This is a genomic window from Lactobacillus kimbladii, assembly GCF_014323605.1.
Lineage (GTDB): Bacteria > Bacillota > Bacilli > Lactobacillales > Lactobacillaceae > Lactobacillus > Lactobacillus kimbladii_B.
This window is the reverse complement of record NZ_SCMB01000002.1, coordinates 51,722-70,262: the sequence shown is the minus strand read 5'-3', so window position 1 is coordinate 70,262 and position 18,541 is coordinate 51,722. Positions and strand designations below refer to the sequence as shown.

Here is an 18,541-nt window from a genome sequence, read left to right as displayed (position 1 = left end):
ATGGACAATCAATTAAGTAAGCTGGCAAGTAATATGTCAGTACAAATCGGCAATTTAAATATTCAATTAGCACAAGCACAAGCTGAGAATATAGAATTAAAAAAACGCAATTCTCAATTGCAAGAAGATAATACGGCTCTAAGAAAGGAGGTACATAAGCATGAGTCTAGCGGTAATCAACTTACCAACCAATAAGACAGAAAGTACAGTTAGCGACCATGTCCGTAAAATAGGTCAAGGCGAAAAAGGCTTAACGTTAGAAGTTATCGTCACGGACTCAGATAGTTCTGGCTACGATTTGACAGACAAAGTAATCACTTTTTCTGAAAATAAAGTAGGTGGAAAAATTGTTGTTGACAGTGCGAAGGAAAATTTCGAGCGACTCAACGATACGGCTGGGCGGTTCAGATATAAGTTAGCGGATTCCGTCTATGCGGCCAGTGGCGAAGCATGGTTTAGCATTAGCACACCGTCAGGGGATGTTATTGATACAACCAAGAGCTTTAACATTGACGTCATTGAAGACGCCACTATCCATATTAATAACGATAACTATGTGTCCACACTTACAGCTCTGGAAACTCACTATAAGTCAATTATCCAGCGCACAGAAGACGATAATGCGGCGTTATTAGCTAAATTTAATCAGCAAATCAAGGATGCTGTTGATAATGGTAATAATAATATTCAAAAAGTCATTGATTCAGCTAATGAATTAATTGCTAAATGGAAAACTGAATTAAGCAATGAACAGCAAGACTTAACTGATTTGCAAAATGATTGGCAAAAACAAACTGATCAAATTAATTCGGATTATCAAAAACAAAAGAAAGCAATTCAAACAGACGCTAATACCCAATTAGCTGATAATAAGAAGGCTATTGATACTGCCCTTGCTAAACTTGAAAGCGATAAACAGACTGCAATTTTAGATTTAACTTTAGATTTACAAAACAAATTTAATAAAATACAGGCTGATTATGTTAACTGGAAAAATTCAACTGTTACTGATTTTCAAGACGAATTGGATAAGCTTCAGAAAGAGCTAAAAAATGATAAAGAAACACAGAATTCTATTCAACAAGCAATAGATGCAGCCAACAATGCAATTAGTAAAATTAAAGACGTTGATTTTACACAATATGTTAAAAAAGAAGATTTTAACAAAGTCATTGCTAATATTAATACTATTAATAGCCCTGTGGATATTGACAATACGGTCGATCCTGACAAAATAGCAAAGGCCGGTTTTTATATTGCTAAAAACGGTTTAGCATTTGGGCCCTATAAGGCACCCCAGGGATATGTCGCTGGTAAACTAACATATCTTTTACAGATCGCTGGAGAATTGTCATATCTTGGGAAACCGTATTGGCATCAATTTGCTTTTCAACCTAATGTTGGTAATTACGAAATTTGGCATAGAATTACCTACGAGACAGGTAGTAGCCTGACATATACTTATACTTTTATAAATCTAAAAGATATATATTCTCGTGTTAAGCAAATTAGCGTTAACGGTGCAACTTCAGTTAAGCCAGATGATGATGGCCTGGTTAAACTAACTGTTCCTGATCCTGATTTGTCAAAGTATGAGACTAAAGCTGATGCAGAAACTTTAGAAAGTACGCTAACCGCTAAAATTAATAATCTTCCAATAACAACAATGCAAAATAGCATTAATTTAGCCCTTAACAAAATAACAGCACTTGAAGCTCGCGAAACATTTCACTATTCAAGCTCAATTAGCGAAGCCAAAACCTATTCAGAAAGCAATCCACAAGTATTGGTTGGCTCAAAATAAGGAAGTGATGCAATGATAATCAATGACAATGAAGTTAACCATTTATTTTTAAAAGGTCAGCAATTTGATCAAAGCTGGTTTGGGGTCCACGCAAAAATTATTTCGGAAAACATTTTTACAAATCGACATTTAGATAGTGAAGGTAATATTTATGTAGTTTCAGAATCAGCAACTGAAATTAAAGTTGGCGAAGAATGTATTTGTTTAGCTAAATGTAAAGATAATCTATTCATAGTACCGTTGGCTTATTCACCAACAGATCCCCATCGTGATACTTGGGTAAAAGATAGTGATGTAAGTATTTTATAAAAGGAGAAAATTATGGCAGACGAAACAACTAATACTACAGAAAATAAAAATTGGCAAGATGTAGCAAATAACTTAAAAAAACGTATTGATAACGATAGCATGTGGGTGCAGGTTGGTTACAAGTCGTGCGATGGCATAGATGGCGCCGATTGTGAACCTATGTTGTTAACAAAAAAATATGACCATGATGTATGGCCAATTGTTGTTAGTGAACCAACAGGATTTACTAACCCAAAATATGATTGGCGGACTCACCAATGGTTTGAACAGGATGCTACTAATAATAGCTATCGTTTAAATGAAGTTGAAAAAGCTGTCAAAACTTTGAAGCAAACTGACGAACAAGTAACTAAGGATAATGATGATATTAAGGATAAACTTAACACTATTGTTCAAGGACAAGCGGACATGTTAAAACTAATTGGCAGTGCCACTAGTCCTAAGGCTCCAACCACTACCGATAACAAACAGGATGGAGGTACTACTAATGCTTAATGATATTTATAGAGCGCTAGTCACACAGTTTTATGAGGCTAAAATGTATGGTAAAGCTGATGTGGCTTATTTTGTGCAGTTAGGTTGGTTAACAGATAAAGATTACCAAAAAATAACGGGTGATAACTATGTTGCGCCGACTTTGTCATAATATTGATAATAATTTTGAACAGTTTACAGCTGCTATTGGTGTCGTTGCGATCGGAATTTCACTTTGGATTGATCGCAAGTATTTTTTCTGGCCACCTGAATTAACTCAGGCCATGAATGATCAACGATTAGATATTATTATCACTGTCCTAGGCTTGGGATTATTAATTATGGCAATTACTGGTAATAAAAATAAGTCTTGGGTACAGATATTTTTAATCTTATGTGGATCAGTAATATGTATGTTATGGTTTATCCAGCTCTGGCATGCTAAATTAGCCGGTCAAACGCAAATGGCACATACGGTTATTAGCGAGGGAACAATTTTTATCCTCATACTTAGAGCAGCTTGGAAAATTTAAAGGGGTGGTTTGGTGAACATATTTGTCAGCGCAATAACTGTATTAACTGCCCTGATTGGAGCTGTAACTACACTACTTGCTTCACTTCATACCAGTCACCACGAAAACTATGGAGATAAATTTAAAGCGCTCCAGCAAGAGCGAGATAATCTTTTAGAAGATTATGAAAACGAGCGAAAAAGACGCATAGAGATTGAAGAAAAATACGAAAAACTAAAGAAAAAGTTAGAGAACACCAAATAGTGTTCTTTTTTTATTGGAGGATTTTTAAGATGACTCAAATTATTAATCTATTTAATTCATTATTACCATACGTTGTTCTATTAGCAGTCGGCATTGTAGCTGTCTATCAATACGCAAAAGTGCATAATCCTGATTTTGCAAAGAAAATGGAATGGTTGTATGACGTGGCCCAATATATTGTCACGCAACAGGCAACACATACCGATGCTACTGGAGCAGAAAAAAAGCAGGCAGCTACCGATGCATTGCTTGAGCAAGCCAAGGCTTCAAAAGCAAATATAACGAAAGAAACAGCTGAAGGCATGATCGAAAAAGCTTACCAGGAAGGAGCAGCAAAAAATGAAACTAAATAAGAAGTATGCATTGGCGGCTAATGAGGGTGCCTCTGCTCTTGCTAAAAGAGATATTATTGTGGCTCACTCAACCGCCACGACAAACGGTGAAGCCTGGGCAATTGCCCACAACATGAAGGCTGGCATTAACACGGCACAAACCTATGTCCATTTGGTAGTGGATGATAAAGATTGCTACCTGGTAGGTGGCCTAGGCTATGTCGCTTGGGGCTGTGGCTATTATGGTAATCAATTATCACCTATGCAAATCGAACTCTGTGAGTTCAGTAATAAGACACGTGCATTAAAAGCCTATCGTAACTATATCGGTCTGATCCGTGAGTATGCTAAAAAGTACGGTATTCCGTTGACGCTTGATACTGGATCTAAACGTGGCGTTAAGACGCATAACTGGGTAACGCATAATTTGGGCAATACAGACCACAGCGATCCCTATGGCTATCTTTCAAGCATCGGTATTAGCAAAGCGCAGTTCGCACACGACATTGCTCATGGTATAGGCGGTAAAGCTTCTGCAGCAAAAGCACCAGCTAAGAGTTCTGGCAAAAAATCTAATTGGGTTAAGAAACCAGGAACTTTTGTTTTAGGCAAAGCACTCAAGCTGCATACCTCACCACATATCAGCGCTCCTGCAATTGCTAAATTGCCAAAGGGCAGCGCAATTAAATATGATGCTGTTCTGCAAGGTCCTAAGCGTTTGTGGCTAAGGCAGCCACGAGCTAATGGCTACGGCTATATTGTCGGCAAAGATAAGTACGGTAAAGCAATGGGACAATTTAAATAATATATCAAATAAGCCACTCTGGAGCATTGCTCTGGGGTGGCTTATTTTTGTGCAATAAAAAAACTCCCTTTTGGGAGCTATAAGGTAAAAGAAGTTTGATCGAAACTTCTAAATTAATATTAACTTTTTTTAGAAAAAATTGCAAAAAGTAGTTGACATTATACGTTAAAACGTATATTATAATATATGTAAGGTGAATGAAGAAAGAAAGGAACTTCTAAAATGTCTACTACAAGTTTTAACGAATACAGATTTAAAGGATTCAAATATCAAGATCAATCTCATAAGTACTGGGACTTTGAGCAACAAGTTAATGATGACGAAAGCAAGGCTCTTATCAGAGTCAACCGTGACAATGTATTCAGTTACGTTAACTATAACAATGGCTGGAGGAACTACGTTCTTAAGCTTGATCGTGACCACTGCATGTTCTTAAAGAACTGGCAATACTTTGAAGGCTATTATGGCACCTATATTCTTTTAGATAAAAATTACTTCAAAGTTGCTGATGCAAGAGAGCCATTTGAAGACATGGTAAGCCAGGGCGATATGTTAACCTGGGATGATGCACTTGAAATTGCTAAAGATCAGCAAAAAATGATCAGTGAAGATAATCTGGTCTTAGTTGCAAAGGATTAGGAGATGACTTAATGAGCAAAGTTAGTGAGGCTCAATTAAAGGCTAGTAAAAAATGGGATGAAGCACATAAGGAGCGAAAAAAATACATCGTTGCCAGATCTCAAGCTAAAAGATTTGTAAACAAACTTGCAACCGAAGAAGATCTAGAAAAATTACAAAAATTAATTGAAGAAAAGCAGAAAAATGCTTGACTTTATACGTTTTAACGTATATTATAATATATGTAAGGTAAATGAATAAAGAAAGGAACTTTTAAAATGAAAAATTCAGAATTAAGAACAATTAGCAAGAAATATGCAGACGAGATTAATGAGTATGTTGCTGATTACGGCTTAAACGATGCTGATCAGCGTGACGTAATTACCATTTTTGATGATGATTCTAAGGATTATCCTTCAGGTCAGCGTGTTGACGTTACCTTTAAGATGAACACTGAAGGTGATGGTTTGCCACAAGAATTCGATATGAGCGAGTTCTGGACTCGTGACCTAAATCTAAAAGATAGTAATCTATCAGCACTAATTGACGAATACACAGATGCTATCAGGTAATTTCCATGTACTACTCATTTGATTCAACAAGTTTAATTAATGAATTAGAAAAAGATATTGCCGAGTTTGGCAATACAGAAGTTTGGGCATACTGGAAGGTAATGGAGAATGGTCAAGAAATTTATTTTGACTATTTCCCGGTTAACGATCCAGATGAAATAGGAAATCCTGAGTACATGGATATTGAGAACTTTGACAAAGAAGTCGCAAAAACTTATCCTAATTTTTTAAGAAAGAAGATTAAGTCTAGAGATCTTCTCGAGATTTTTAAAAAAGAGAATAAAACTATATAAAACCGCTCTAGTTAACCGCTAGGGTGGTTATTTGTTTGTCCAAAAAATATTTAAGAAACCTTGATAAAAATACAAAAAATTGTTGACAATATACAACCGTAGGTGTATTATATAATTATAAGGAGGTGAGGAGATGAAGAAAAAAAGGAAAAGGAAAAGAAAAAAGCTACTATCGAGATACATTTCAAACTGAGTCTCGGAATAATAGCTTTCGAAATCATCTATAAAAGATGAACAACAGGGAAGGGACTTCCCTTCTTTGTTGTTTATAAAAACATTATATTATAGAAAGGTAACTATTACAATGAGTAAAATTTATAACTTTGAAACTAAAAAAGGAAATTTGACAATTAAAACACAGATCGACTTAAGACCTAAAACAATATGTAAAACATTATTAGTTTTAGCTATGGCAATTATTTTAATTTCAGGAGTGATCAAATGGCTAAACTAACTGAGGCTCAAAAGCGAGCAAATAAAAAGTGGAACGATGCGCATAAAAAAAGAATGAATTATATTAGGAGAAGATCAGATTCTAAAAATTTCATTCTTAAATATGCAGATGAAGAAGATCTAGATAAAACTTTAGAATACATAAAGATGAGACGAAAAGAGTTAAAGCAAAATAATTAATCATTTTTTAAAAGTTTAAAGCCTTCAAAATTGCACTCTCAGCACCATCATTTTATAATAATTGCAAACAAATGTTTGGTGGAAAAGATGGAAAATAATTTTAACGATACAGTAAACAACTTTTTTAAAAATTATCAAGACAGAGGTATGAAAAAATGGCAAGGTTTCATGCTTAGTGACCATATTGCTGCTCTTAATAAAGACGAAGAAAACAATGCTAAAGAATATTCCGAGAAAGACTCTATGTCTGAAGTTGAGATCAGCCAGGTTTTGCTACAAGCATTCGCAAATAATAAAATAGTTTCTGTACAGCTCAAAGAGAAAACTATAGACAAGAAAATACAGCCTGACATTGTTGGTCTGGTAAAAGGATACAATGGTGATAAGATAATAATAAATAATATTGACGTGGAACTTAGTAATATCAATAATATTCAGATAAAAGCATAACCAAAATTTGCCCATCAATTTGCCCATCAGTGATATAGTTTTTATAAATTTATAAAATGCTATTTCCTATTAAATCAGCGTTTTATATTTTTAAAATTCTATAAAATACTATAGTTTTCTTCGGTTCGAGCCCGGATATCCCAATTTTTGTAATTTGTCTTAGTTTCAACTCGCTTGAAGTGTTGGTACTAAGGCATTTTTATTTTTTGCCATTTTTTGAAATTAACTGAAATTAGCCCAATAGGTGCAAAATTCGGTGCAAATTTTTTGGCAATGGTGGATTAGTCAAAATATCTTAAAATTGGTATAGTTAAGTACTGAAAAGTGCTATAATATCAAGTGTTCAGAGATTTAATAATTTATAGTTTATTTACCTTAGAAAGTCCATTTTGGACTTTCTTTTTTTGTTTGAAACGGCTAAAATCGGTACAAAATTTTTCATTATTTATAGAGTAAGAAAATAATAGTGTACTTACAATTAGCGGAAATAAATTGGCTCTCTTAATATAGAGCGGGGCACGTATGGAGGAAAGCATCCCATGGAAGTAACAGAAAATCTAAAAGTATTTCTCAAACAAGACTTAAATATGCTTGTGGCGCACTCAGCCAGATTTAAAACTGATTTAACAGCTGATAAGGTAGATAACCTTACTACAATGGATAAGACAATAGTTACTGAAGAAATAGCATTTGCCGAGAACGTGACTTGGTGTGTGGGCAAAGCTATTCAAGCATGTTCTATTAAATCAAAGAAAATTCTTACAGGCGTTTATTTATTTGGTCATACGAATAAAGAGGTCATGGAAGAAATGGGTTATAGTAAATCCAGGTATTGGGAATTAAAACAGATAGCTATGAATGAGTTTATGGAGAACTTTGCTATATATCAAAAGAAGATAGATATAGAACCTTTTATCAAGCTAGTAAAATAGAGATTGGTTTTAACAATAACTTTAAGAAAAGTGTTCAGGTTTTTTCAAGTTTTAACCTAATATTAGGTGATTATTTTTAAGGAATGAATCCTAGCAAATACTAGCATTTACTAAGGTGGTTATTTGATAAAAATCGGTAAGAAAGCTGATATATAAGCTATCATGTCAATGCACACTATTTTGAAAACTGCACACTTTTTATCAGTAGGAAAAACCAAAATTGGATTATCCTAGTGTTTTAACATTTTATAATTACAACTAAAATATAGGTTGTTTAACTTGTTTTATACCCCAAACCAAATGTGGATTGGGCATATGCATACTTTAGAGTATGATGATTGTTACATCATGCAGCTCTAGTGAATTTTGTAATTCGATGATTCAATTCTATTTAGTCTTAAGGGAGGTCCAAAATGGACCCCCTCTTTGGCCAAGTTTTGATTGATCGTGATTATTTGACCTGATGCATTGAAACGATTTTGAAATGGGTCACAGTCATAACGGATTTTCTAAGTGGGCCTGAGCCACTTAGAGCATTTCTTTTAATGAGTGTAGTTGTAACTACGTCGTTAAGGGGGCCCTAAATTGGGGCGTCATTTTTGTGACAAGGGGTCGGTAATTCAAAGACCCCTTTAGTTTAATAGACTGGGGGGTGCGTGTGCGTACTTCCTATAAAATTAAAGCACTGAAATCTCTTAATGCAATTATCCACAGTCCCCCTCCCTTAAAGTATTTCGAATTCAGTTTTTGAAAGAGAAGACACCATTATGTGGTTTCTCTCTTCAGATCAACGGGGCGGGGGATGCTTAACGCATTAATTCTGATATATTAGGCTTGTCGCGAAACACGACCGGCTAGGTTATAATCATTTATCTAATATTATTAAATAATTTAATTCTTATTATTGATTTGGTGCAAAAAGTTATATAATAATTCTTAGATACTTTTTAATATAGGGGGTAATAATGAAATTGAATATTAAAAAAATTGGGCTTGTGATAATTTCTGCTAGTTTAATAGGCGCAGCAGTAACGCCAACAACAACACCTGTTTATGCGACTGGTAAGAGTAAAATAGTTAAGATTAATGGCATTAAGATGACCATGAAAGAGTTTGAACGTAGACTGAATAAAGCCAAGGTAGTATATTTTGCCAATAGGGAAGAAATAGATAAGGCCTTAAAACAAGGTGGAAAAGTAAAGCCGTCCAAGAAAATTAAACATAGCAAGAAAACTGGAGTCAGAAGAGTGGGAATTGCTCCAGCAGTAGCAGCTATGGCAATTCCGGGCGTAGGTGAAGCTGTTCTTACTGCAGGTGGTGTTATCCTTATAGGCGGAGTGGCCCTAGCAGCTGGCTCCGCTTTGTACAAAAAGGTTGTCCAATTATTTGCTAAAAACAGTGGTAGATATAAAGCAAATAAAAGGAATAAAGATCACAGAACCCACCGGTCTAAGTCGAATAAAAATAGACATCAACGTGGACAAGCTAGGAAATATAAGCCTGAAAAGAAAACATTAAGAAAAAGTTGGAAACATTATAAATAGAGAGGGACTATTATGATAATTAAAAGAAAAGATTGGAATAGCTATCTTAATAAGAAAGAGTTAGTCAAGATTTATGGGAAATCGCAAGACAGTTATATATTTGCACTAGGTTATATGATCGCTGATTTGGGACAATACTATATTTTTGAAGTTGTAGACGATGTTGGTAGTTTAGATAGTTATGTTTTATATAAGAAGACAGAAATTGAAAAATTGGTATGTGACGATAGTCATACAAGAATGTTTGATTTCTACATTGACTACTTAAAAAAGCAAGATGAATTTGATAGATTAAATTTACAAAAAGCATATAACGACATTCCCCAAAAGGATATCATTACTATATTAAAATATTGTTGCGATCACGGTTTTTATGTGACTATAGCTGAATCTGAAGATGACTATGAGGAAACTGTAAAAATAATTTCTGTTGACACGCAAAAGGTACTAATTGATCAAAAAGAATATTGTAAAGACTATGGCTTGCTGGACGAGGTTAGATCCACTCCAATCAAAATTGCTAACATCATGACATTAGATATTATTAGCAAAGAGAATTATTTGTACGAACAATACCGTAAGCAAAAAAATAGCTAGTTAAACTTATTCATACAATAATAAATTAGAAAGCCACCGCCTGGGAGGCTTTTTTAATTACTTGTTTAAATAGCTATATCTTTCCGTAATCCTTAAGGTATTTCAATGGTTAAACAAAAGCTTTTAAGCTTGATATATTAATGTTTAGTGTTCTTAGACTCCCCTATTAAAAAAGTTTGAAAAATTGTTGTATCATGCAAGGAAATGACACTGTAGCGGCTCTTCTGTGGCGAAAATAGGAGGGGCTATAAAATTATAGCTGCAGCACTGAATCGGTGCCTCTGCATCCCTGGTAGTGGTAATGCTGCACGCTTAGCCACGAGTGTTGAAAATAAAAGATTCCAACATTTTCCAACAATTAGGGTGTAAAGATAATAGCTACAAAGACCGTTTTATAGGGATTAATGCAATTAAAAAAAGGGTGCGCAAAGTGCACACGAAAATTTTGCAGCTAATACACTCATGACTTGTATTATTCATTGTATGAAAAAGTCTGTCATTCTTTGCAATGCTATAAGCTGCATACCTGTTTTGGGTACACAGGTAAGTAAATCACAAATATGGTTAGCTTTTGTTAGCATAATCACTTATCTATAAAAGTGTTAAGGACTTAGTTATTTTCTCTAAATAAGGTTTTGCTTTTTCCCATAATTATTAAGCCCCTTTGATGCACTTTCAGGCACCTCAGATGCCGTTAAATTAACCTTTGTCATAGTAGACCCCCCCTTTCAAAAAAATTAAAAAAAGGTCTGTCACGCAAGCGAACACCACTTGTTGCGGCTCCTGGACTAACGATATTGGGGGCGGGGGTCAATTATTATCAGGGTAGAGAACGGTGGTATACGGATCACCACTAATCCAAGGGATGCATGTCGTGATAACTATCAGCAAGAACTCGGATAGTTATAGAAATAAAGAAACCACCGACCTTGCCAATTGCCCAGAGATTAAATACTGCAACCGTGAATGGCCACACGCTATTTGATAGTGCATTCCAAATATTATTAAACGTTTATCTAACTCCCTTTCGAATACAAATATAAATCCTAGACAATAAGCCAATCAGTATCTTATTAATAAGAGCAAACAAAAAGACACATTTATGTCCTTTATATCGACATTTATGTGTCTTTGTTTAGTCTTCAATCTTACCTGGTATTCATAATTGGTTTTAGCAACATGGCACTAAACTCTATAATCTTTTTAGCAGGCCGTCATGGTATTTAAGTCTCTGTTAAACAATAATATGAACCTTTATGAAAATTATTTTCTTTTTCTGCATCATTAATTTCAGAATCAGAAAGATCCAGCATATTATTCATTCCTTTTTTATCCCAGCGCTGAACGAAGTGTTCGTTACGAATAGAATCAAAATGAATTTCTATACTATTTATTAGTTGTGGGATATGTGACGAAGGCTTATCTATTAATTTGTTAGGTATAATAGTTTTTTTATCACCTGGTTGCAAATTTTCAAAATCAAAAGTATCAGATGAATTATCATTGTATTCAACTTTTAAAAGGCAATTTATAGCATTAGCACTACTATAATTTTTAACTATAATTAAACTATTTCCCGTCATTGTCTCATTTACAAAAAAGATTTTTCTATCAGAATTATAATCAAAAAAATTTTCTGAAATACAATAATTCCAATTATAGACAATTTCTTCTCCTTCAATAACATAATTACCGTATGTTATTCCGAAATATGCTCTATTGCTGAATTTTTCTTTTTCTTTTTCATAATTTCTATCTTCCTCATATTCTTTTCTTTGCTCATCAATTTGCCAATATGCAAATACAATAGCTACCACAGATCCGATGCCACTTACCAATCTGCAAGTGTACCTATGTTATTTTGGTGCCATATAGTTAAACTAAGTGCAGTACCTATAATTCCTCCAAATATAGCTATGGCAACATACACCCAATATTCTTTAAACCAGTTCTTCATTACATTCACCTCATAAAAAATAATACAAAAAACTAGCCATTAAAGCTAGTTTAGTTTAAGTGAGTATATTGAAATGAGGATAACTAAAAACGATATGTATTAGCGTTACCATTTATTAACATAAACGGCTGTAATTAGTCATTTACTAGTAGCTTGAGCTCACGTTTAACTTGATTATCTTTGATGGTATAGATATAAAATGTCTTAGTTGAAAAGGAACCACAGAATAGTGTAGGGGTACCATCATGTTCAACGGCTATTCTTGACCAACTTAGCTTATCGTTCATTTCATCAAAGTAATTGTTATGCTTTGCCTTATTTAAAATTAATGTCATACAATCACAGAAATGAATTGCGGCTTGCTTACCAGACTTTCTTTCAATCTGCATAACAAAATTTAATTTATCGAAGTTGTTTAAGTCTTCAAGTGAGTAATACATAAATTTAATTCCTTTGCTTAATACGTGTGATATGGTACAAAGGCATGGCACAAATAACTGATTCAACAAATCCTTTGTATACTAACTTTTTGGCGGACGTGGTACATTTGGTACAAATCGGGAAATACCCCTCTAACCTACAGCCTGTATGCTTGGCACAAAATGTACACTTTTTTTGAGCTTGATAGAGATTGTATATAGGGGTATGTAGTCCAATATATATATATATATATTATTTTATTTATTTTAAAAAAGAGTGTACCACTAGTACCTTACTTACTCTCTCAACGAGTTAGGCATGTTTTTTATCTGAACCTTGAAAGTTCCATTTGCACCGTGGCTACTCTCATAAGGGTTTATTGAAAGTCTGTGGTTTGTACCTGTCTTTAATTTAAGCTGATACCTTTATAAAAATACCGCCTTTTTCGTTTTTCTCCATCAATACGCTTGTTTTCAACACTTCTAAAAATTCCTTTGTTCTCAAGCTCTTTCTTGAATTTTGTTTTGCTAACTGGTTTGAAATTATATTTAATACACCAAACTTTATAGGCACTGTATAAATCATGTTCATCAACTTCTTCCGTTGGAGCTGAGGTACAATCTTCATTAATAAATTGCTTTATGGGGTCGTTATCTTCTATCCAATTGTTTCTCTGTGCAATAATTGACTCAGTTTGTTTGATTTCTTTTCTTTTCATTGCATCCCTGGCTAAGACCATACATTTGTAAACAAACTCACCACGTTCTTTGTTAACTTTTTTCATATCTATAGTCTGTTTAAAGTTGTTTATTTTAAAGAACTTAATTACATTAATTCGGCGTAAGAATGCATTGGTTGTATTACTAAAACTAGGCAAGTCATTAGATGCAAATAGTAATTTAGCATAATTAAATAATGTAATACCTGGCCTATTTTTAACTGGTGCAGTTATTGAACTGCCACCGGTTAACTTCTGTAAAACAGTAGTATCAGGGATGTACGCGTTTGATATATCGTCATATTCATTTAGATACTTATTGTATAATTCTGAATGACTAAAATTATTAGGACGCTTGTCTGCTAAATCAATTAAAGAAACAAAAGAAGTATTTTCATTGCCTACAAGGGTGGTTAGGTGGTTCATAAAGGTGGTTTTACCGTCACCACCTGGACTTAACAGGATAACGAATAATTGAATTGGTTCATAACTTGGATAAAATATGTAACCTATGAATTCCATCAATGATTGCATGTTTTCACCTACTGAAAGTGCTAACCATTTCTCTGTTTCTAACCAACTATTTTTATTTTTCCAACTATTTATAACGGCTTGTGCGTTCGGATATTTATCAGCAACCACCAGGTCATAATCAACACATGATTTGAAATAGTACTTAGGCGAATGCTCTTGCAATTTGAAATCATCCCAATTCCAAATACCATTTTTAAAGTTAAAGTAGTTACCTTGTTTTTTACCAAATGTATCTATCCATTTAACTCGTTTAATGCTGTCACTAACAAAGTGAAAAGCATCCCTGGCCACTCGATCAGTCCACATGTTATGACTGTTTAAAAGCTTTGTAATGGCGCTCTTAATGCTTTTAATGTTCCTAAGCTCCCAGTACCCTTTAGCTTTGTTATACTCGTAAAAATCGTCTTTATTGCCATTCTCAACGATAATGCAATCGTGTGCTTTGAGAATAGTATTACCTAATTCAGAAATATTGACTTTAGGTTTGCCATCCTTATCAATTATTATCCAACAAACGGTTTTGTTGATTAATTGTTCATATTTTTCCTTTAACTTAGGGTCTATGGTAATTGCTCGTGGTTTATTATCAGACAAATTTGAAACCTCTCTTTCTAGAATACTGTATTAATAATCGACACAAGCTGTTATAATTTTCAGACTTTTAAGTGAGCTATTTATATCTTTCAGACTTTGGTTTATTTCATTTAAACATTTGATTAATTCTTCGTTGTCTTGACTCATAATTTATTTCCTTTTCAGTTAAACACCTAAGATTAATTCACTTGCACGTTTCTAGATGTTATAATTACTTAAATACCGTTTTCTTTTTCGTGGTTGTCTAAGAAACGGTTTTTTCTTTGCTCTGAATCCATTTAGTGATGGATTGCTTACCATATAGTTTGCGACCATCAATGATAGCCACTGGCATGCCCAGAGAGGCCCAATAAGTTATAGTAGATGGAGCTACACCAAAGTACTTTGCAATCTCTACACGGTTTAAATATGGCTGCTGAGGGGATGCTGCTTTTTTAATACTGTCTTTAATCAGACCACAAACATAGTTTTGCAGGTCTGTTTTTTGTTCTTGGTCTAATTTAAATTCCATGATTTATTCCTCTCCACGATAAATTAGCGTGTATGAATTATTTACTAAGTCGCTGTAACGCTTAGTAAAACTCTTAATTACATTTGTTAAAGCAGATATTTCGTTTAACTGATTTAGTGTTAAGTCGCTAGGACTTTCTATTTCAGTTATTTTGTCTGAAAGGATAGTCAGACAATAAAAAATATCCAAGCTTTCTGTTGCTATTTGAATAAACTTATTGTCGAATTCACTAGTTACTTTGATTTTTCTTTCCATAGATTTTCTCCTTAATCATTAACTGTTTGTTGATGCTCATTCATAAATTCATCAATTGCAGATTTGCTAATCTTTTTAGTTTTTCCAACTTGAATAATTGGTAATCCAGCATTAGTCAATTCTTTTAGAGATTTGTAAGAATTAAATCCTAAGTAGTGCATTGCTTGTTTTAATGAAAAGTACTCGGTCATAAACTTATTCTCCTTTTTATACAAAATGTATTTTTTGATTTACAGAAATAATTATACAAAATGTATTTTACAAAATCAAGACATTTTGTATAATTATTTGGAATAAAGTGTTATTATTTGTAACTATAAGGAGACATAATCATGAATAGACTAAGAGAATTAAGAAAAAGCCAAGGATTAACTCTAAAAGATACAGTCAAAAAAATGAAAGTACAGGAATCCTTATTTGTTACCGCTGATGCATTGGCGAAATATGAAAGAGGAGATAGGGAACCTAAAATAGAAACTTGGCAAAAGTTTGCAGACTTCTTCAAAGTTTCAGTTCCATATTTACAGGGTTTCACTTATACCACTGATGAAATAATTAAAATCGTCCATGAATATTATTTTGAAAAGGATGTAATAGAGCAAATAGGTACTTTCAATTATGAGTTTGTAAAGAATATAAATTTATATATTAGACTTACAAGTTATGATCCCGTACCAAGAGCTTTATACGAGAAAGAAACTAAAGATTTTCCTTTAACCAAAAAGGTAAAGAAATATTGGCTAGATCATTTTAAAGATATTTTGGATAGTCAACGGCTACAAGATATTAATAAGGGTAATAAAGATGATGTGATTGTTTATTTTGATAGTGAAGTTGAAAAATATATAGCTAAGTTTCAATCTCCATATAAGCTAACTTTATTAGGGAAGCTCTATCAAGATAAATTTAAAAATGAAAATGAACTGCATGATAAAACCATACAAAAAATAAAATATTTAGATTTGTCGTCTGCTAAAGAGGCCATTAATGAATACGCAAAGCTGGTAAATGAATTAAGAGATGAGGTTAACGGCTTTAAAAAAGACAGCTTTAATCAAAATGATTATGATAAAGATCTTATTCAAGATATTAAAAATCAAGTTTACATGATGAATTTATCTTCTGATGAACTTGTTGAAAAGATTGTAAATGAGTTAATAAGTAGAATTAAAGCAGGTGATATAGATTGCCGTAATTATATGGCTGAACATAGTAATTCGGATTTTATTGAAGTTTATGGAAACTATAAGAAAGAACGAGGAGAAGATACGACTGATACTGATGAATATATAAGAGAAAGAGATGAAATTATAGGTAATAAATAGCATCCCTAGATAGGCCGTCACGAAACGTTACCCGCATAAATATAATAACCACATGCTAAATATTTAAGATTAGTTCACTTGCACGCCTTCTAATGTTTAGAAGGGAATTAATTAAACATGAATAATGAAATTAAAGAGTACACCACACCTAGTGGTCAATGTAGATACGGATTTAATATTTATGTAGGTAAAAATGATACGACCGGTCATACGATTCAAATAAAAAAACAAGGCTTTAAGACCAGGGATGCAGCAGAAAAGTCATACTATGAATACAAAATAAAAGTCCTTAATGGTGAATATGAACCACTTACCAAAAGGCACTACACCATGAAGGACTTGTTTAAATTATGGTCTAAGACCTATGAAACTACGGTTAAGGAAAGTACGTATGCTACCGCACTTAGAATTTTCGATAATCATATTCTTAAGGACTTAGGTAATATTTATATAGATAAGCTTACCATTTTCCAGTGTCAAAGTGCTGTAAATAAATGGTTTGAAGTGTCTCATAAAACTTATAAGCGGTATATACGTTATGCATCCCGCATGCTAGACTATGCTGTTGATCTTGAATTAATTGATAAGAACCCAATGAAAAAAGTTGTAAGACCAAAGTATATTGAGCAACCAAAGGAATTTGATAATTTTTATTCTAAGGAAGAATTAAAACAATTTCTATGCTGTGCTAAGAAAAGAAATTTTATGTATTATGTATTCTTTAGATTATTAGCCTATTCAGGGATGCGTAAAGGCGAGGCATTGGCTTTAAAATGGGATAGGATAGATTTTATGCATAATAAAATAAAAGTTGATAAATCGGTAAGCAAGGGCATTAATAATAGACTTTATATCTCTACACCAAAAACACGTGGTAGTGTGAGAACCATTCAAATGGACAAGCAGACTATGGGTATGTTAAAAGAGTGGAGAACACGTCAACAAAAAGAAATGCTGAAACTGGGGTATAATTTTATTAGTACAAATAACTTGATTTTCCCGACTTGGCAAAATAAGCTTAATCAACCAACACAGCCTACACAATGGAATAATAGCATCTGTGAGCATGGCCATCTTAGACATATTACAGTTCATGGATTTAGGCATACTCATGCATCCCTGCTATTTGATTCTGGTGCATCAATGAAGGATGTACAAAAAAGGCTTGGGCATTCATCCATAAAAACCACAATGGATATTTACACTCATGTAACAAAACAAAGCGAACAGGAAACCGTGACAGAATTTGAAAGGTATATGGAAGGCTAAAATCGACTTCATATCAGACTTCATATTCCGAGCAACCTGTTTAAAATACTGATATAAAAGGCATAACGGGTCTAATAGTTCGAGCCCGGATATCCCAATAATTACATTTTTGCCTTTATATCAGGTTGCTTAAACGCTGGTATAAAGGCATTTTTGTTTTATCGAATTTTTTCCAAATTACCTGAAAGACATATTTTAGACGCCATATTTTTTGTAAAGTAAAGACGGAGTAATCTTTGATATATCTGTCAAAATTAGAAGAGTTTGGAATTAAAATTACTATTATAAATTACCTCTGGGAGTGGTAACTATTTATTTTCTTTCTACATTTTTTCTATGAAAAATTAAATTGTAATGATTACTGGCTATAAAATGACTATTGGTAAGTTCAGATTAACATATAATCCTAAAACAAACTGGTGGAGATTATAAAGCTTATCAATGACAACTATAATGAAAGAGAAAAAATAAAACAAACAAGAAAATTTAAATTTTCAGTGATAGTATAATTCTTGCATTGTCTCTTCCTTCAACTCTAAGATGAGTAAATTATTATTCTTCTCATTACTAGTGATAGATTTTAATTAAGTTTTTGTATAAAGGGATTAAAAATAATTCCATTAGACAATTTTACAAGTTCATATTGATTTAAAAGTAACATATGTTATTATAATTGTGTTGTGTATAGAAATAAATAGTGTGAAAGTAAAGAATGAAAATGAAACCTGAAAAGCCTATGAATTGATTGCAGAATTGCAAAGTCAAAAGTCGCGTGATAATTACTATATAGATTTTGTACCAATAACTTTCCCAATGAGG

28 protein-coding genes are annotated in these 18,541 nt (G+C 33.2%); 21 read left to right on the top strand and 7 right to left on the bottom strand.

The features are described from left to right. The 19 genes from ERK18_RS03490 to ERK18_RS03400 all read left to right on the top strand — a co-directional run bounded on the left by ERK18_RS03490 (position 1) and on the right by ERK18_RS03400 (position 10,139). Positions 1-195: a hypothetical protein gene (locus ERK18_RS03490; RefSeq protein ID WP_187154322.1), complete on the top strand. Its 195-nt coding sequence runs from the start codon at positions 1-3 to the stop codon at positions 193-195. After that, positions 161-1,804 carry a hypothetical protein gene (locus ERK18_RS03485; RefSeq protein ID WP_187154321.1) on the top strand — a complete coding sequence of 548 codons (1,644 nt, stop codon included), beginning with the start codon at positions 161-163 and terminating at the stop codon, positions 1,802-1,804. The genes ERK18_RS03490 and ERK18_RS03485 overlap by 35 nt, the downstream gene beginning before the upstream one ends. A 12-nt stretch (positions 1,805-1,816) precedes the next feature. Next, positions 1,817-2,113 carry a hypothetical protein gene (locus ERK18_RS03480; protein ID WP_187154320.1) on the top strand — a complete coding sequence of 99 codons (297 nt, stop codon included), beginning with the start codon at positions 1,817-1,819 and terminating at the stop codon, positions 2,111-2,113. 12 nt (positions 2,114-2,125) lie between these two features. After that, positions 2,126-2,608, top strand: a complete 483-nt coding sequence (locus ERK18_RS03475; RefSeq protein ID WP_187154319.1) for a hypothetical protein — start codon at positions 2,126-2,128, stop codon at positions 2,606-2,608. Further along, positions 2,601-2,759, top strand: coding sequence for an XkdX family protein (locus ERK18_RS03470; protein WP_187154318.1), 159 nt, complete (start codon positions 2,601-2,603; stop codon positions 2,757-2,759). The genes ERK18_RS03475 and ERK18_RS03470 overlap by 8 nt, the downstream gene beginning before the upstream one ends. Beyond that, a complete protein-coding gene (locus ERK18_RS03465; protein WP_187154317.1) occupies positions 2,737-3,120 on the top strand; it encodes a hypothetical protein in 384 nt (127 codons plus the stop codon). Before ERK18_RS03470 ends, ERK18_RS03465 begins: the two co-directional genes overlap by 23 nt. Positions 3,121-3,132: 12 nt before the next feature. Continuing rightward, entirely contained in the window at positions 3,133-3,363 is a 231-nt protein-coding gene (locus ERK18_RS03460; protein ID WP_187154316.1) for a hypothetical protein, read from the top strand. A 29-nt stretch (positions 3,364-3,392) separates the two neighbouring features. Next, a complete protein-coding gene (locus ERK18_RS03455) occupies positions 3,393-3,716 on the top strand; it encodes a phage holin, LLH family (protein WP_187154315.1) in 324 nt (107 codons plus the stop codon). Continuing rightward, the gene (locus ERK18_RS09405) at positions 3,703-4,500 is read left to right on the top strand and encodes an N-acetylmuramoyl-L-alanine amidase (RefSeq protein WP_222710099.1); all 798 of its coding nucleotides are present in this window, start codon (positions 3,703-3,705) and stop codon (positions 4,498-4,500) included. The genes ERK18_RS03455 and ERK18_RS09405 overlap by 14 nt, the downstream gene beginning before the upstream one ends. A 222-nt stretch (positions 4,501-4,722) precedes the next feature. After that, positions 4,723-5,139, top strand: a complete 417-nt coding sequence (locus ERK18_RS03445) for a hypothetical protein (RefSeq protein WP_187154314.1) — start codon at positions 4,723-4,725, stop codon at positions 5,137-5,139. Between the two features lie 11 nt (positions 5,140-5,150). Then, positions 5,151-5,330, top strand: a complete 180-nt coding sequence (locus ERK18_RS03440; protein ID WP_187154313.1) for a hypothetical protein — start codon at positions 5,151-5,153, stop codon at positions 5,328-5,330. Between the two features lie 66 nt (positions 5,331-5,396). After that, positions 5,397-5,690 (top strand): hypothetical protein, encoded by a 294-nt coding sequence (locus tag ERK18_RS03435; RefSeq protein WP_187154312.1) that lies wholly within the window; start codon positions 5,397-5,399, stop codon positions 5,688-5,690. 5 nt (positions 5,691-5,695) lie between these two features. Further along, positions 5,696-5,983 (top strand): hypothetical protein, encoded by a 288-nt coding sequence (locus ERK18_RS03430; RefSeq protein ID WP_187154311.1) that lies wholly within the window; start codon positions 5,696-5,698, stop codon positions 5,981-5,983. 304 nt (positions 5,984-6,287) lie between these two features. Further along, positions 6,288-6,437 (top strand): hypothetical protein, encoded by a 150-nt coding sequence (locus ERK18_RS03425; RefSeq protein WP_187154310.1) that lies wholly within the window; start codon positions 6,288-6,290, stop codon positions 6,435-6,437. After that, positions 6,425-6,616, top strand: coding sequence for a hypothetical protein (locus ERK18_RS03420; RefSeq protein ID WP_187154309.1), 192 nt, complete (start codon positions 6,425-6,427; stop codon positions 6,614-6,616). Before ERK18_RS03425 ends, ERK18_RS03420 begins: the two co-directional genes overlap by 13 nt. 87 nt (positions 6,617-6,703) lie before the next feature. Beyond that, complete coding sequence (locus ERK18_RS03415; protein ID WP_187154308.1) at positions 6,704-7,066, top strand: hypothetical protein; 363 nt, start codon at positions 6,704-6,706, stop codon at positions 7,064-7,066. Positions 7,067-7,605: 539 nt separating this feature from the next. Then, positions 7,606-7,998, top strand: coding sequence for an ArpU family phage packaging/lysis transcriptional regulator (locus ERK18_RS03410; RefSeq protein WP_187154307.1), 393 nt, complete (start codon positions 7,606-7,608; stop codon positions 7,996-7,998). Positions 7,999-8,963: 965 nt separating this feature from the next. After that, on the top strand, positions 8,964-9,542 hold the full coding sequence (locus ERK18_RS03405) for a hypothetical protein (protein ID WP_187154306.1): 579 nt from the start codon (positions 8,964-8,966) through the stop codon (positions 9,540-9,542). Between the two features lie 12 nt (positions 9,543-9,554). After that, the gene (locus tag ERK18_RS03400; RefSeq protein ID WP_034977755.1) at positions 9,555-10,139 is read left to right on the top strand and encodes a hypothetical protein; all 585 of its coding nucleotides are present in this window, start codon (positions 9,555-9,557) and stop codon (positions 10,137-10,139) included. Between the two features lie 1,223 nt (positions 10,140-11,362). Here ERK18_RS03400 and ERK18_RS03395 read toward each other — a convergent pair. The 7 genes from ERK18_RS03395 to ERK18_RS03370 all read right to left on the bottom strand — a co-directional run bounded on the left by ERK18_RS03395 (position 11,363) and on the right by ERK18_RS03370 (position 15,319). Next, on the bottom strand, positions 11,363-11,956 hold the full coding sequence (locus tag ERK18_RS03395) for a hypothetical protein (RefSeq protein ID WP_187154305.1): 594 nt from the start codon (positions 11,954-11,956) through the stop codon (positions 11,363-11,365). Positions 11,957-11,970: 14 nt separating this feature from the next. After that, positions 11,971-12,096, bottom strand: a complete 126-nt coding sequence (locus ERK18_RS09485; RefSeq protein WP_261982425.1) for a hypothetical protein — start codon at positions 12,094-12,096, stop codon at positions 11,971-11,973. A gap of 134 nt (positions 12,097-12,230) precedes the next feature. Further along, entirely contained in the window at positions 12,231-12,536 is a 306-nt protein-coding gene (locus ERK18_RS03390) for a hypothetical protein (RefSeq protein ID WP_187154304.1), read from the bottom strand. A gap of 386 nt (positions 12,537-12,922) precedes the next feature. Further along, entirely contained in the window at positions 12,923-14,362 is a 1,440-nt protein-coding gene (locus tag ERK18_RS03385; protein WP_187154303.1) for a DNA primase family protein, read from the bottom strand. Positions 14,363-14,606: 244 nt separating this feature from the next. Then, on the bottom strand, positions 14,607-14,873 hold the full coding sequence (locus tag ERK18_RS03380; protein ID WP_187154302.1) for a DNA-binding protein: 267 nt from the start codon (positions 14,871-14,873) through the stop codon (positions 14,607-14,609). Positions 14,874-14,876: 3 nt separating this feature from the next. Then, on the bottom strand, positions 14,877-15,128 hold the full coding sequence (locus ERK18_RS03375) for a hypothetical protein (protein ID WP_187154301.1): 252 nt from the start codon (positions 15,126-15,128) through the stop codon (positions 14,877-14,879). Positions 15,129-15,139: 11 nt separating this feature from the next. Next, positions 15,140-15,319 carry a helix-turn-helix domain-containing protein gene (locus tag ERK18_RS03370; RefSeq protein ID WP_187154300.1) on the bottom strand — a complete coding sequence of 60 codons (180 nt, stop codon included), beginning with the start codon at positions 15,317-15,319 and terminating at the stop codon, positions 15,140-15,142. Positions 15,320-15,460: 141 nt separating this feature from the next. Here ERK18_RS03370 and ERK18_RS03365 point away from each other — a divergent pair, with 141 nt between their 5' ends. Continuing rightward, positions 15,461-16,453, top strand: coding sequence for a helix-turn-helix domain-containing protein (locus ERK18_RS03365; RefSeq protein WP_187154299.1), 993 nt, complete (start codon positions 15,461-15,463; stop codon positions 16,451-16,453). Between the two features lie 117 nt (positions 16,454-16,570). Next, positions 16,571-17,722, top strand: a complete 1,152-nt coding sequence (locus ERK18_RS03360) for a tyrosine-type recombinase/integrase (protein WP_187154298.1) — start codon at positions 16,571-16,573, stop codon at positions 17,720-17,722. Positions 17,723-18,541: the final 819 nt, after the last annotated feature.